Genomic DNA, 14,376 nt, shown 5'->3' with positions numbered 1-14,376 from the left:
AAAAAGCCAACTATATCGAAACGGATAGCGGCGCACTCGTGTCGTTATACACTCAATACCATTGCGTATTGATTCGAAATAGTCGCCTTTATCGAGCAGAGTTAGCGCTTAGTCGTACACAAAAATAAACTCATACGGATAGCGGCGCACTCGTGTCGTTATACACTCAATACCATTGCGTATTGATTCGAAATAGTCGCCTTTATCGAGCAGAGTTAGTGCTTAGTCGAACACAAAAATAAACCAATAAAAAAGCCAACAATTTAATTGTTGGCTTTTAAAGTCATTACACTCTCTATTAGCTTCTCAAGCCTATTCCGCGCGAGATAAGGTAGTAAGCTAAACTCCATAACCCGACACAGAAGCCAACCATGACTGCAACTGACAAAGGAACACTGATGTCGGCATAGCCTAAGAAACCAAAACGGAATACGTTAATCATATATACCACAGGGTTTAATGCCGATACCGCTTGCCAAAAATCGGGCAGTAATGATAACGAATAAAACACGCCACCGAGATAGGTCAATGGGGTCAAAACAAAGGTAGGAACAATACTGATATCATCGTAACTTTTTGCAAAAATGGCATTAATGAGTCCACCTAAGGCAAATAAAACTGCCGTTAAGAACACCGTAATCGCCACCAATCCAGCATGCTGTATGGTGATATCGACAAAGAACATCGCCACTAACGTCACGATAGCGCCCACAAACAAGCCACGGACAACACCGCCGCCAACATAGCCTGCGATAATGACATAGTGCGGCACAGGTGCAACGATAAGCTCCTCCAAGTTACGCTGAAATTTAGCGCTAAAAAAGGAGGATGCCACATTAGAATAAGAGCTGGTAATCACTGCCATCATGATTAAACCTGGCGCGATAAACTCCATATAAGAGACACCGCCCATCTCACCAATGCGTTTACCCACTAAGTTACCAAATATCAGGAAATACAGGGTCATACTGATCGCAGGAGGCACCAAAGTTTGGATCCAAATACGGGTAAAACGGTTTATCTCTTTGGTTAAGATACTTTTAAAAGCTGTAAAATACAGCGCTCTCATATTCATTTTCCGCCCCCAGACACTTTACCTTTTTCGACTAACTCAACGAACAGTTCTTCTAAGCGATTGGCCTTATTACGCATCGACAGCACTTGAATATTAAGCGCACTCAACTGTACAAAAACATCATTAAGACTCTGCTCTTTTGCCACATCAACCTCTAAGGTATGTGGATCTGTTAAGCGACACACCGTCTGCTCAAGCGCGGGATTTTCATTCAAGTCACAACCCAAATCAAGAATAAACGTTTCCATATTCAAACGGCTAAGCAACGACTTCATGCTCGTGCATTCCACCAGCACACCTTTGTCGATAATACCGATATTGCGGCAAAGCATTTCGGCTTCTTCTAAATAGTGAGTGGTGAGAATAATCGTCACGCCCTGCTCATTTAGCTCGGTAAGAAAGGTCCACATAGAGCGACGCAATTCAATATCTACACCCGCTGTTGGTTCATCTAAAATCAACAATTGTGGCTCATGCATTAACGCACGCGCGATCATCAAACGGCGCTTCATGCCGCCAGAGAGTTCACGCGCTGGACTGTTGCGTTTTTCCCACAGGTCAAGTTGACTAAGGTGTTTTTCAGCACGTTCTAGTGCCACCTCTTTCTTAACGCCGTAGTAACCCGCTTGATTGACAACAATTTGCTGTACCGTTTCAAACTGATTAAAATTAAACTCTTGAGGCACTAGGCCAATACTGAGTTTGGCGAGTTCAAGCTCGTTATCAATATCATGTCCAAATACAGACACTTTTCCCGAACTCTTTTGCACCAAAGAACTAATAATACCAATCGTCGTTGATTTACCTGCTCCGTTAGGCCCAAGTAGCGCAAAAAAATCGCCCTTATTCACTGTTAAGCTTATGCCCTTTACTGCCTCAACTCCGCCTTTATAGGTTTTTTTTAAGGAGTCGATAACTAAGGCGGCTTCTGTATTTGCCATGGTTATTCCAATCACTCTGTATTAAGTAAAAAAAACTCCCGCAATAGCGAGAGTCATTAGTATCGATTGCGCTTCTAGCTCAATAATCAGTTTAACGCCAATAAGCATCAAAACCCGACCTAAGCTATAGAGACAATATTAATCTTCTAGCGGAATCACTCTCGCGATGTAAGGTAAGTTACGATACTGCTCCGCATAGTCGATGCCATATCCAACGATAAACTCATCAGGGATGGTAAAACCGATAAAGTCGACAGGCACATCAACTTCACGACGTTGAGGCTTATCAAGTAAGGTACATAGCGCTAAACTTTTTGGCTCGCGGATCATCAGGATCTCACGCACCTTGTTAAGGGTATTACCAGAATCAATAAGATCTTCCACAATCAGTACATCACGCCCCTGGATCTCGGACTGTACGTCTTTAAGGATTTTTACGTCGCGACTGCTTGTCATCGCATTGCCATAACTTGATACCGACATAAAATCGATCTCTACGTGGCCTTTAATACGTCGACAAAGATCTGCCATAAACACAACAGAACCCTTAAGTAGACCTACCATTAACAGGCGGTCACTTTCGGCATAATGCGTATTAATTTGCTCAGCCAAAATGTCCAATTTTTGATCGATCTCTTCTGCAGAGATCATCACTTCAATGGTGTGTTTCATAAAACTCTCAATAGTCGATGTCGTTGGTATTATGCTTGTCATAACCCCAACGATTCGTTAATGCATGGTCAACGCCCAAATGGTCAAGAATTCGGGCGACCATAAAGTCTACCAGATCTTCAACCGATTTGGGATTATGATAAAAGCCTGGCGCTGCAGGCATAATGGTTACGCCTAAGCGAGAGAGCGACAACATATGCTCTAAGTGTATGGCACTAAAAGGAGTTTCTCGAGGAACCAAGATTAATTGGCCTCGCTCTTTTATTACAACATCAGCCGCTCGTTCGAGTAAATTATTACTCATACCCGTTGCAACCGATGCTAATGTCCCTGTACTGCACGGACAGATGACCATCTGTTTTGGCGCCGCAGAACCCGAAGCTGGCGGCGAAAACCACTCCTCTTTACCCAATACAATGAGCTCGCCAGCCACGTCGCCAAACTGCGCTAATAACTGTGCTTGCGCTTTATCGCTATTGGCGCTTAACTGCAGGCCTTGCTCTGTGGCCAATACCACTCTCGCTGCTGATGAGATCATCAAGAACACTTGATAATCACTTCTCAACAGTGCTTCTAATAATCTCAGGCCATATGGAGCGCCCGAGGCGCCAGTCCACGCCAGGCTAATAGACTTGTCTGCTTTATGGTATGTCACACTCATGGCTAGTTATTTACCTGTTTTAGTGTTTAATTGTGCCAGCAGCTTTTGATGTAATCCGCCGAAGCCGCCATTACTCATAATGATAATAGTATCTCCACTGCTCGCCTGAGCGACGACCTGCTCTATAATCTCATCAATATCATACAACACAGCAACTGGCACCGAGGCTGTGGCCATTGCGGTGCTAATGTCCCAGTCAATATTGCCCGCTTGATATAAAAAGACATTGCTAGCCAAAGCCAATGAGTTTGCCAAGGTGTCCTTGTGCACGCCGCTCTTCATGGTGTTCGAACGCGGCTCTAAAATCGCCGTCACCTTACGCTGGCCCACTTTGGCTCGCATACCCGCTAGAGATGTTGCTATGGCCGTTGGGTGATGCGCAAAGTCATCATAAACTTCGATACCGCTTATAGTACCAAGCAGCTCCATGCGGCGCTTAGGAGGTGCAAACTTGGCTAACGCTTCAATGGCGGCATCAGGCTTAACCCCAACGTGCCTCGCTGCGGCAATTGCCATCACCGCATTTTCGATATTGTGCTGGCCAATGAGTTCCCAATCGACAACCCCCTGCAACTCACCATTGAAGAAGACTTCAAACTGATGAGCATCATCGCTAAGATTATGAGCATGCCAGCCGTTAGTCACGGCATTTAAATGATATGTCTCTTGCTCACTCCAGCAACCTAGCGCGATGACTTGCTGCACACTTATCGCATCTGCTGGCCAGATCACTTTTCCTTCACCAGGAACCGTCCGTATTACGTGATTAAACTGGCGTTGGATCGCTTTAAGATCATCAAATATATCGGCGTGATCGAACTCTAAGTTGTTGATCACCAGAGTACGCGGTTGATAGTGGACAAACTTAGAACGTTTATCAAAAAAGGCGCTGTCGTATTCATCAGCTTCAACCACAAAAAACGGCGAACCGCCAAGGCGAGCCGATACCCCGAAGTTTTGCGGTACACCACCAATCAAAAATCCCGGCTCATAGCCACAGTCTTCGAGGATCCACGCCAACATACTCGAGGTAGACGTTTTACCATGGGTGCCAGCAACCGCTAATACCCAGCGCTCAGCCAAGATGTGCTCTGCTAGAAACTGCGGGCCAGAGGTATACTTAAGGCCGCGGTTAAGCACTGCTTCAACGCAAGGATTACCTCGGCTCATAGCATTGCCGATCACCACAAGATCGGGCGCATCATCTTCATTTTTACCCAATTGAGTAGGATCGAAACCTTGGATCAGCTCAATACCTTGCTCTTCTAGTTGAGTGCTCATTGGCGGGTAAACATTGGCATCGCTGCCCGTTACCTTGTGCCCTTCAGCTCGAGCCAGCAACGCGAGGCCGCCCATGAAGGTGCCACAGATCCCTAAAATATGTACGTGCATAGTGGTCGCTCTGGAGTTTAAAAAATCTAGGTTATTCTAACCAATTGCGGCGGGGTTTGTCAGTTAACTCGTGTTTAACTCACTTTTAAATATGGCTGACGCTGTGGTGCGGCTAAAAAATAGAGGAGCTGATTATCGGCTCCTCTATCTCTGCATAATTAACGGATTAACAACAAGGGTACGCTGCTTTTTATCAGCACTTGCGTGGTGTTACTGCCGAGAAAGTACTGGCGTAACTTTGTGTGGCCATAGGCCCCCATCACTATCATCCCAAGCTGTTGTTGCTCTTGGTAATCGAGTAATGCGCTATCTACATCTCCAGTTAACACTCGCTCTGTCACCATGATCCCAGCCTCAGTAAGCTGCTGCGATGCTTGTTGAAAAGCTGCGCTCTTGTCACCAGAGCCATCAACCATCACCAAATGACACTCCAAACCGACAAGCAAAGGCGTCTTGATAGCCTTTTCAATCAGCTTGTCACTGGTTGCACTACCATCAAAGGCGATCATATAGGAGCTTGGCACTTCGAAGCTTTCGCTGACCACGAGGGTATGGGCCTTAATCGTTCTAATCACACTTTCAAGCTGTGAGCCTATTGTTTTAGTGCTGCTATGATCTTCACCCGACCTCCCCAGCACTAACACCCTCAAATCATCTTCTAGATCCATTAATGTGTCGAGTAAACTGCCATGGCGTTGTAATTTATGGATATCACTCACGCCTCGCACTTGCGCTAACTCTTCTGCATCTATCAGTAACTGCTTACCATGTTTAAGCGCCACTTTACTGCGCAGCTCATCAAGCTCTACCAGTTCATTGAGTAGGTCTTCTTGGCTACCAAAGCCAATTTGGCCCGACAATTCGCTCACCACAGGTCTGGTGGCTTTATCGAGCACATGCAATAACGTTAACGGTGCTTTCACTTTGTGTGCAACCCAAGCACTGGCTTCACAGGTGGCTAGAGTCAATTTAGAACCATCAATACACGCAACTATATTCTTCATCTGTATCATCCTCTTAGTGTCCAGCCAGTAGTCTTTCAACTTCTTCGGGCTTATCGTGTACCCCAAATTTATCAACAATGGTGCGAGTCGCTTGATTCATACCAATAAGGTTCACATGTGTACCCTCTCGACGAAATTTAATCACCACTTTATCCAATGCAGATACCGCCGTCACATCCCAAAAGTGAGCCGCCGATAAATCGATAGTGACTGACTCTAATACTTCTTTAAAATCAAATGAATCGGTAAATTTATCCGATGACGCAAAGAACACTTGGCCAATCACCCGATATTCACAACTGTCACTTTCACCGATATTATTCCTAACCACCATCATGCGACTAATCTTGTTGGCAAAGAATAGAGAAGCAAGTAGCACTCCAACAAATACACCGATAGCAAGATTATGAGTGGCTACCACCATAGCAACCGTTGCCAGCATCACAATATTGGTCGACAGTGGATGTTTTTTCATATCCATAATGGACTGCCACGAGAACGTACCTATGGCCACCATAATCATTACCGCGACCAAAGCGGCCATAGGGATCTGTTTTAACCAGGGCCCAAGAAAGACCACCATTATGAGCAAGAATACACCCGCCGCTAAACTCGATAGACGTCCACGTCCGCCGGACTTTATATTAATCATCGATTGACCAATCATGGCGCAACCCGCCATACCACCAAGAAAACCCGTAAACACATTGGCAAGTCCTTGCCCCTTACACTCACGGTTTTTATCACTATTGGTATCGGTAAGATCGTCGACAATCGTCGCCGTCATCATTGATTCTAATAGTCCGACGACCGCGAGTCCCATGGAATAAGGCAATACAATCAGTAAGGTTTCGAAGTTTAACGGCACATCAGGCCATAAGAATATCGGTAAGGTATCAGGTAAGTCTCCCATATCACCCACGGTACGCACATCGACATTAAACATCATAGCAAATGCTGTTAACCCGACAATACAGATCAAAGGAGAGGGGATTAATTTGCCAATAACAGGCAGATAAGGGAACAGGTATATGATTCCAAGACCGGCTAATGTCATCGCATAGACGTGCCAAGTCACATTGGTAAGCTCTGGCAACTGTGCCATAAAAATCAGTATAGCCAATGCATTTACAAAGCCAGTCACTACCGATCGCGATACGAATCGCATCAAATTACCGAGCTTTAAATATCCCGCTAAAATCTGTAGCAGCCCCGTCAATACTGTGGCTACCAACAAATATTGCAGTCCATGATCCTTAACGAGGGTAATCATTAGCAGTGCCATCGCCCCCGTTGCTGCGGAGATCATACCTGAACGGCCACCGGTGAAAGCTATTACCACTGAAATACTAAATGAGGCATACAAGCCGACTTTGGGGTCGACACCCGCAATAATCGAAAATGCGATAGCCTCTGGAATAAGGGCTAACGCCACAACGATACCCGCAAGCAGATCGCCACGGATATTAGATAACCAATCAATTTTGAAATTTTTAAACATTGAACTCTCAGTTTACGCACGGCAGTTCGCACCAGAGATTAGACTGGAGTGATATGCGTGCTTTTTTGATAAAATTTTGGCGCGGAAAACTGCCGTAGTAATCGACAACGAATTAACAAGCGCAAAGAAGTAAGCGTGATGCTTAGTTAGCAATGAAAGCTATAGGGAGGGCGAAACGTTAAGGTGGCGTCATTAACACAATGAGTAATTTCCTCTTAAATTATAATAAGGCGCGATTCTACACTTAAAAGTCAGTCTATAAAATAGACAGCATCACTTTTTCTTATTTTATTGTTGCATCTCCCCAACAATCGTAGAAATCACTGCCTATATTCAAGCCCTCAGAAATGTGATTAAAATATTGCCGTTAAGTTAGTTCACGTTTCTTATCAATAACAGCCATGATCCAATGCGCTGTATCACCTTGCTGAACACAGACTATTTAAGCAATCCATAACATACGGTATAAGTCAGTTATCACTGGGTTATTTGCTTATCGAATACCCACCATCATTTACGTAAAACACTGGCTTCAGCTCACTACTTAAAGGGACACACCATGTTTTTTGTGCATATGCTGTTATTGTTGGCCATCATCTTTGTCGGGATCCGTCACGGCGGTGTTGCCTTTGGCCTTTTAGGTGGCTTGGGTGTCTCCATTCTTGCCTTTGTATTTGGCGTTGCGCCAGGTTCACCGCCAATCAACGTCATGTTGATCATTCTTGCCGTGGTTGCCGCATCAGCCACCTTAGAAGCGACTGGCGGTCTAAAGCTACTGGTCCGCTATGCCGAAAAGCTACTGCGTAAACACCCAAACCAAATCGTGTTTCTGGGTCCTTTATGCACATACTCCTTAACTGTGCTTGTGGGAACGGGGCACTCAGTCTATCCATTACTGCCAGTGATCTATGATGTCGCATACAAGAAAGGCATTCGGCCTGAGCGTCCACTCGCTATCGCAACCGTTGCTTCGCAAATGGGGATCACAGCCAGCCCTATTGCCGCCGCTGCCGCCGTTGTTATTGCCACCTCAATGGAAAACAATCTTGATATTGGTTTGATGGATGTGTTGTTAGTCACCATACCTTCAACATTAATCGGAGTACTGGTCGCCTCAGCTTGGAGCTTAAAGCGTGGTAAAGATCTCGATAAAGATGAAGAGTTTCAAGCTCGATTGCTGGATGAAGAGTTTAAGAATAGTCTCATTGATCCGGATATTGAAACCGATGATGTCGCCAAAAGTAACAGCATCGCCAAAAAAGGGTTAAGTATCTTTCTACTCGGCATATTAGCCGTCATTGGCTTGGCAATGTTTAGCAAAGAGTTATTGCCTGAAGGCGTGAAGATGTCTGTCGCCATCCAGTTTATGATGCTTTCCGTTGGCGCGATGATTCTACTTGTCACCAAGGTAGATCCTAAAAAGATAGTGAGCAGTAATGTCTTCATCGCAGGTATGACTGCAGTGATCATTATCTTTGGTATTGCATGGCTTAGCGACACTATTATTAGCTATCACAAGAGCTATCTAATTGAGTCTGTGAGTGACATCGTCCATGCTCATCCTTGGTCATTCGCCATTGCGATGTTTGTCGCGTCCATCTTCTTGAAGAGCCAAGCTGCAACCTTAACCATAATGCTGCCACTGGGTTTCTCTTTGGGGATCCCGGCACCAGTGCTTATCGGCGTATTACCCGCTTGCTATGCTTATTTCTTCTTCCCTTTCTATCCGAGTGATTTAGCGGCGATTAGTTTCGATAGAACCGGCACCACCCATATTGGCAAATATGTGTTGAATCATAGCTTTATTGTGCCTGGTTTTATTGGCGTCGGCACAGCAACATTTATCGGCTACTTCATTTCAATGACCATTAATTAACAGCTAGATCACTAAGTCAGTCGATACAGCTTCAAATTAGGCTAATTATTGTTACTCTAGATAGCATTTAAAGGCGTCCTCAAAGGGCGCCTTATCGATCTATAGAAAAATTGAGAGCGGTATGAGTCGAATGTTTAGTGAGAGTGACAGCGAGGTCTTAGCCGATATTATCCGACTACGCCGCGATGTTAGAGGTAATCGTTTTAATGATAAGCCCGTCTCAGATGCGAGTATCGATACGCTGCTAAATGCCGCCATGCAAGCGCCTTCAGTTGGATACTCGCAGCCTTGGCAATTTGTGGTTATTCGCGACTCAAACATTAAACAAGCAGTGCAGCAAACGTTTGTTGCAGCAAATGCCCTTGGCAGTGAGCAATTTACGGGGGATAAACGCGCTCAGTATGATGCGCTCAAACTCGAAGGGATTTTAGAGGCTCCAGTTAACTTAGCGGTATTTTATCAACCCAGTGAAACTGCCGTTCTAGGGCAAACAAGCATGCCAGAGATGGGTAAGTTTAGTGTTGTTTGTGCCATTCAAAACCTGTGGTTAATGGCGCGTTCGCTTAATATTGGTGTCGGTTGGGTCAGTATTTTAGACCCGTTAAAGGTCAAGCAAGCGTTAAATGCCCCCGAAAGCGCTGAACTGATAGGTTATCTCTGTATAGGCTATGTCGATAAATTTCTGGCCGAACCAGAACTTAAGCAAAAAGGTTGGCAGCAAACCAAGTCTGCTGCTGAGGTTATCTTCAAAGACGGCTTTAATTAGACGACTTTTTCAGCTTTGTCTGTTCACCCACCTCAGCTAGCACCTGTTGATACCCTAGCTCATAGGTTCAATTTCTTGAGTGAGCTTAGCCAACCGTGAATAATAAATTAAAAATATAACCCTTTTCCCAAAAGCTCACGTTTATAGCTATTAGAAGCCAACCCCGTTTTATCTTGGCGAATTTTAGACTTACTTTTGGAGTTACTATGATTAAATCATCTCTTGCAGCACTTATTTCAGCTTTAGTCCTATCGGCCAGCATTACCGCCCCAGCGCTTGCCGCCGATATTAGCTTTGCGCATCTTGAAACCATAGGCACTAGCAATATCCTCGCCGAAGCAGACATGGCAGAAATAAACGTGGAAGTCGTGATTAAAGCGGAAACAGCAAAAGCTGCCAAAGCCGAGTCGGATATCGCCGTGGCTAAATTTATCGAACGTTTAGAAAAAGCGGGCGTTAGCAGCAAGCTAATCCAAAGTGCCAATATCAACCTACAACCTCAATATCACTATGAAAAAGATCAGCCTAACAAACTGATTGGCTACAGTGCGAGCCGCCGCGTAACCGTGACAGTTGTCGATCTAACCAACCTCAATAGCATTCTAGATACCGCGCTTGAAGAGGGTATTAACCGTATTAATCATATCGCGCTCAAATCAAGCAAAGAGGCGCATTATCTTAAACAAGCAAGGCTTGCTGCGATTAAAGATGCACAACACAAAGCGGCAGAGTTAGCCCAAGGCTTTGGCGAAGAGCTCGATGGTGTGTGGCAAATTCGCTATTTCGACCAACGTCCAGTTCAGCCAGTGATGATGAGAATGAATGCTGAAAGTGACAGTTATAATGTGCCTAAAAGCTACCAACAAGGCCAAGTCACTATTCAAGATAGAGTAGAAGTCACCTATCGATTGAAATAACGTCAGCTAATCAAAAAGGCCCCTCAAACTGTAATACAGCTTGAGGGGCCTTAATCGTTATTAATCAATCGGACACTTACAAGGTATAGCGAATACCAATCGCGACACCATCATCTTCTGATTTTGCTTGCATCGCTTCATTTTCAGGGTTATCACTACTGAAATCACTAAAATCAACACGGCCTTCCAAGTAGATCACCACACTGTTATCCCAAACATAGTGCACGCCAGCCACGGCAAACTGACGTTTAAAAACATCACCAGGATGTTCTGCCTCATAGTCATCACCGGCCTCTAAGACGTTGTAAGAGGCAAGCAGCTTGATATTATTGTCTAAGTAATAGGAGATCAGCGTTTCTAAACCTACCGACTCTTGCAAGAAACGGCCTAAGTTATCTGTATCGTGGAATTCATTTTGGTTGAGGTTCATCGCCGCATATAAGCCATGCTCATCCCAACTGCCCCAGGTTAGACCAAAGCCATAGATATAGTCGGTCTCAGAAATAACCCGACCACTGGCCGTAGTGCCTTCTGGTTCACCTATGTTACCGCCAGCGGTAAGCACTAACATCTCTGTCGCTTGGTAGGTCAAACCAATACCATAAGTATTATCGTATTCTGTCATCACCAATCGATTCGGGTTATTACTACCATCATCTTCAATATCTGTGGTACTGCTTTTTAACTGCATTTGCGCCGCGATCCCTAAATCACCCCAACTATTACGATACTGAATCACTTTATCACCACGACCGACACCATTAATGGCACCGTCGGATTTGTTATACGTATAAGTACCGGATGCATTACCGTCCCATACAAAACCATAGTTGGTGTTGTACACAACGTCGTACCATGCGCCCCATTGCTTACCAATTGAGATCGACCCATAGTCGTTGTGACTGACGCCAACATAGCCTAAACGGTTATTTAAAAAGTCACCGCTTTTGGTCTCAAAGTTACTTTCACTGCTATAGGAGATCGTTGCATTACCAAAGGGATTTACGCCCCACTCCAGCTTGACATAGCTTTTCCAATCATTGGACATTTCACGGGTAAAGCCGAAATTAATTCTTGAGCTGCCATTCACAACCTCTGTAACATCTTGTGTATTAATAACTCGTGCATCAACGAAACCACCAATCTCAAATGCATTTTTATTGTCTTTAAATACCTCAACCGCGAAGCTTGTCGGCATAAAAACCAACGTTGCGAGGGGCAATACTGCTAGCGCTTTTTTCATAAAATCTCCAACTTTGGTTATTTTTATATTCAGCTTTAGCGTACTTCGCTAGCGGCTCTGGGTATTATGATCCGAGATGGTCGCTTAAAAACTGCACTCGCTAAATAGAAAACATAGCAAAAAATTGGGTAAATACAAGTTGATAGCCAGTGAAGATTTTTAATATTGGTGTTCTAGAGGAGGGGTTTACATATTTGACAGTGCATGCTTCAGCATTAACAAGAAAATGGCGAAGTCGATCACTACTTACTTTGGATTAAATTGACCGCAGCGAGCCGCTACGGTCGTTAGGTTTTAATCCTAAACACTAGGCACATAGCCGTGCAAGATAGACTTTGTTCTTACCGGAAAATTTAGCTTTATAGAGCGCTTTATCAGCCTCTTTAAGTAATGCGGTCAAGCTAGTGGCTTGTTCATTGAGTACCGCAATACCTAGGCTTATCGTCACCTCAATGCTGACATCATCAAACTCAAACAGCTGCGATGCAATAGCACTTCGGATGCGTTCCGATATTGAAAAAGCTTCTTCCTCTGAAGTATTAGACAGCACAATAATAAACTCTTCACCACCAATTCGTCCGACTAAATCATGCTTTTTTAACCAACGTTCAGCCCGTTTAGTCACGGCTTGAATAGCCAAGTCGCCAACATGGTGGCCAAAGCGATCATTAATACTCTTAAAGTTATCAATATCAAAAATAATAACCGATGCCGACTGTTGTTTTTTAATCGACCTTTCAATCATTTTCTCACCCGTTTTAAAGGTATAACCTCGGTTAGCGATACCCGTAAGAAAGTCGATTTGAGCACGATGCTTAAAGACTTTTCGCGAATGCATTAAAAAGAAGACTGCCGCCAATAGCACTGCAGCCACTAACACAATAATACTCATTTTAAGCTCATTAATGCGCTCTTTATCTATCACAGCTTTGAGATTCAATTCATTGATTGCTAACTTATTGGCAAGTCGTTCGTTCTCAAAATCAGCCAATTTAGAGTTATGGTCAAGTGCAGAGTCGATAACTTCGTTATCGATGATGTTCTTATTGTGCTCTCGCTCTTCATCTATCACTTTTAAAAGGGTATTCACCGCCAATAAATAATTTTTATTGTCGAATGCAATAATGGCGTCGGCAGTCAGTAGCATACTGCCCATATTGGCTGGAAAACGTTTATCTTGCAGGAACACTCGCGCCATACTAGCCGCTTTGTCAGGCTCACCAATTCGCATATAAGCTAGCGCTAAAAACAGATGACTAGAGCTTACAAAATAGCGCTCCTGCGTTGTTTCTTTAAGAGCAATTGCTTTTTCTAGATAGGTGACGGCCACGGGGTAATCAAAGGAGCCGAGTGCGACACGTCCAGCATTGAGATAGGCAAAAAAATAGAAATCTTTAAATTCTGGTGCGGCTTCTGCTAATGCTAATTGTGCGGCAATATTCACCTTGGCTTTATCCCAATCACTCAACTTGATCGCAGAGCTAACCATGTTGTGCTGCATGTTAAACATGTCTTCTTTATCGTCTACGGTTTGCCACGTTTGATAGGCCTTATTAAAGTTATCATAAGCACGTTTATGTAGCCCTACCGTACGATACAGGGTACCGGTTGCATTATAAATCATCGCTTTGCGGTGAACATCGAGTTTGTCACTCTTATCAACAATCATCATGGCTTCGTCGAGTAACGCAATCCCCTTATGCACTGTCGTCGCGGTGTAATAGCAAAAGGCATTTTGTGTGAGTGTTTTTGCCAGCAATGTTGGGTTATTATTCTGTCTTGCAAAAGCCAGCGCCTTACGACGATCGATACAATAAACGGCGGGATCATTTGTCTGTAAATATACTGCGAAGGAGCGCTCTAAATAGCTATCGATCAGAATATCGCTAACCGTTAATGATTCAACTAAAGCAATTCCCTTATCATAGCTTGCGATCGCTAAATCTAACTGACGGGTTTTCTCATACAACTGACCATAGAGAAAATACAAGCGGGCATTATCATTGGGTGTCAGCTGATTAGCCTCAATGTCGAAACTATCCAGTAACTTAAGTCCTCCCGCGGGGGAGTCTTTGCTAACCAATACTTCCAATTGGGTCAGAATGTCATTGGCTTGCGCTGTAGAAAATAAAGTCATGGAGATAGAGATAAGGAAGCTAAAGGCCGCAATTATCATTTTCATATGCATATACAGCCCTGTAAAACAGACTTTTTAAGTGTAATTATTTTTCAGAGTAACACATGGGAGACATTTGTATAGTTTGTTGATTTAATAAGGTTTACCTGCCTTAGCGTCTCATTATATAGTCAATTTATTATATTGAAAAA

General features: G+C 44.1%; 12 protein-coding genes. 3 read left to right on the top strand and 9 right to left on the bottom strand.

Annotated features, from left to right (window positions below; all coding sequences use genetic code 11):
- Positions 1 to 298: 298 nt before the first annotated feature.
- The 7 genes from CXF86_RS17105 to CXF86_RS17075 all read right to left on the bottom strand — a co-directional run bounded on the left by CXF86_RS17105 (position 299) and on the right by CXF86_RS17075 (position 7,246).
- Complete coding sequence (locus CXF86_RS17105; RefSeq protein ID WP_180961097.1) at positions 299 to 1,069, bottom strand: ABC transporter permease; 771 nt, start codon at positions 1,067 to 1,069, stop codon at positions 299 to 301.
- 2 nt (positions 1,070 to 1,071) lie between these two features.
- Entirely contained in the window at positions 1,072 to 2,016 is a 945-nt protein-coding gene (locus tag CXF86_RS17100) for an ABC transporter ATP-binding protein (RefSeq protein WP_101092335.1), read from the bottom strand.
- A 138-nt stretch (positions 2,017 to 2,154) separates the two neighbouring features.
- The gene (hpt, locus tag CXF86_RS17095) at positions 2,155 to 2,688 is read right to left on the bottom strand and encodes a hypoxanthine phosphoribosyltransferase (RefSeq protein WP_101092336.1); all 534 of its coding nucleotides are present in this window, start codon (positions 2,686 to 2,688) and stop codon (positions 2,155 to 2,157) included.
- 7 nt (positions 2,689 to 2,695) lie between these two features.
- Positions 2,696 to 3,349 (bottom strand): flavin prenyltransferase UbiX, encoded by a 654-nt coding sequence (locus tag CXF86_RS17090; RefSeq protein ID WP_198553509.1) that lies wholly within the window; start codon positions 3,347 to 3,349, stop codon positions 2,696 to 2,698.
- Between the two features lie 6 nt (positions 3,350 to 3,355).
- Positions 3,356 to 4,741 (bottom strand): UDP-N-acetylmuramate:L-alanyl-gamma-D-glutamyl-meso-diaminopimelate ligase, encoded by a 1,386-nt coding sequence (gene mpl, locus CXF86_RS17085; RefSeq protein WP_102039600.1) that lies wholly within the window; start codon positions 4,739 to 4,741, stop codon positions 3,356 to 3,358.
- 158 nt (positions 4,742 to 4,899) lie between these two features.
- The gene (locus tag CXF86_RS17080) at positions 4,900 to 5,745 is read right to left on the bottom strand and encodes a universal stress protein (RefSeq protein WP_101092338.1); all 846 of its coding nucleotides are present in this window, start codon (positions 5,743 to 5,745) and stop codon (positions 4,900 to 4,902) included.
- Positions 5,746 to 5,758: 13 nt separating this feature from the next.
- The gene (locus tag CXF86_RS17075; RefSeq protein WP_102039599.1) at positions 5,759 to 7,246 is read right to left on the bottom strand and encodes a SulP family inorganic anion transporter; all 1,488 of its coding nucleotides are present in this window, start codon (positions 7,244 to 7,246) and stop codon (positions 5,759 to 5,761) included.
- A gap of 559 nt (positions 7,247 to 7,805) precedes the next feature.
- Here CXF86_RS17075 and CXF86_RS17070 point away from each other — a divergent pair.
- The 3 genes from CXF86_RS17070 to CXF86_RS17060 all read left to right on the top strand — a co-directional run bounded on the left by CXF86_RS17070 (position 7,806) and on the right by CXF86_RS17060 (position 10,805).
- Positions 7,806 to 9,122, top strand: a complete 1,317-nt coding sequence (locus CXF86_RS17070; RefSeq protein ID WP_101092340.1) for an anaerobic C4-dicarboxylate transporter — start codon at positions 7,806 to 7,808, stop codon at positions 9,120 to 9,122.
- A 121-nt stretch (positions 9,123 to 9,243) separates the two neighbouring features.
- A complete protein-coding gene (gene bluB / locus CXF86_RS17065; protein WP_101092341.1) occupies positions 9,244 to 9,888 on the top strand; it encodes a 5,6-dimethylbenzimidazole synthase in 645 nt (214 codons plus the stop codon).
- Between the two features lie 206 nt (positions 9,889 to 10,094).
- A complete protein-coding gene (locus tag CXF86_RS17060) occupies positions 10,095 to 10,805 on the top strand; it encodes an oxidative stress defense protein (RefSeq protein ID WP_102039598.1) in 711 nt (236 codons plus the stop codon).
- A 76-nt stretch (positions 10,806 to 10,881) separates the two neighbouring features.
- Here CXF86_RS17060 and CXF86_RS17055 read toward each other — a convergent pair whose 3' ends face one another.
- Both CXF86_RS17055 and CXF86_RS17050 read right to left on the bottom strand, forming a co-directional pair.
- Positions 10,882 to 12,048, bottom strand: coding sequence for a porin (locus CXF86_RS17055; RefSeq protein WP_101092343.1), 1,167 nt, complete (start codon positions 12,046 to 12,048; stop codon positions 10,882 to 10,884).
- Positions 12,049 to 12,355: 307 nt separating this feature from the next.
- Positions 12,356 to 14,230, bottom strand: coding sequence for a GGDEF domain-containing protein (locus CXF86_RS17050; RefSeq protein ID WP_257982798.1), 1,875 nt, complete (start codon positions 14,228 to 14,230; stop codon positions 12,356 to 12,358).
- Positions 14,231 to 14,376: the final 146 nt, after the last annotated feature.

The sequence above is a fragment of the Shewanella sp. GutCb genome, from assembly GCF_002836135.1.
Lineage (GTDB): Bacteria > Pseudomonadota > Gammaproteobacteria > Enterobacterales > Shewanellaceae > Shewanella.
This window is presented reverse-complemented; position numbering and strand designations above follow the sequence as displayed.

Excerpts from the sequence above, each read along its gene's own strand:
- CXF86_RS17090 (WP_198553509.1), bottom strand. The coding sequence starts at position 3,349 with ATGAGTGTGACATACCATAAAGCAGACAAGTCTATTAGCCTGGCGTGG.
- bluB (WP_101092341.1), top strand. The coding sequence starts at position 9,244 with ATGAGTCGAATGTTTAGTGAGAGTGACAGCGAGGTCTTAGCCGATATT.
- hpt (WP_101092336.1), bottom strand. The coding sequence starts at position 2,688 with ATGAAACACACCATTGAAGTGATGATCTCTGCAGAAGAGATCGATCAA.
- CXF86_RS17050 (WP_257982798.1), bottom strand. The coding sequence starts at position 14,230 with ATGAAAATGATAATTGCGGCCTTTAGCTTCCTTATCTCTATCTCCATG.
- CXF86_RS17075 (WP_102039599.1), bottom strand. The coding sequence starts at position 7,246 with ATGTTTAAAAATTTCAAAATTGATTGGTTATCTAATATCCGTGGCGAT.
- CXF86_RS17060 (WP_102039598.1), top strand. The coding sequence starts at position 10,095 with ATGATTAAATCATCTCTTGCAGCACTTATTTCAGCTTTAGTCCTATCG.
- mpl (WP_102039600.1), bottom strand. The coding sequence starts at position 4,741 with ATGCACGTACATATTTTAGGGATCTGTGGCACCTTCATGGGCGGCCTC.
- CXF86_RS17055 (WP_101092343.1), bottom strand. The coding sequence starts at position 12,048 with ATGAAAAAAGCGCTAGCAGTATTGCCCCTCGCAACGTTGGTTTTTATG.
- CXF86_RS17100 (WP_101092335.1), bottom strand. The coding sequence starts at position 2,016 with ATGGCAAATACAGAAGCCGCCTTAGTTATCGACTCCTTAAAAAAAACC.
- CXF86_RS17105 (WP_180961097.1), bottom strand. The coding sequence starts at position 1,069 with ATGAGAGCGCTGTATTTTACAGCTTTTAAAAGTATCTTAACCAAAGAG.
- CXF86_RS17070 (WP_101092340.1), top strand. The coding sequence starts at position 7,806 with ATGTTTTTTGTGCATATGCTGTTATTGTTGGCCATCATCTTTGTCGGG.
- CXF86_RS17080 (WP_101092338.1), bottom strand. The coding sequence starts at position 5,745 with ATGAAGAATATAGTTGCGTGTATTGATGGTTCTAAATTGACTCTAGCC.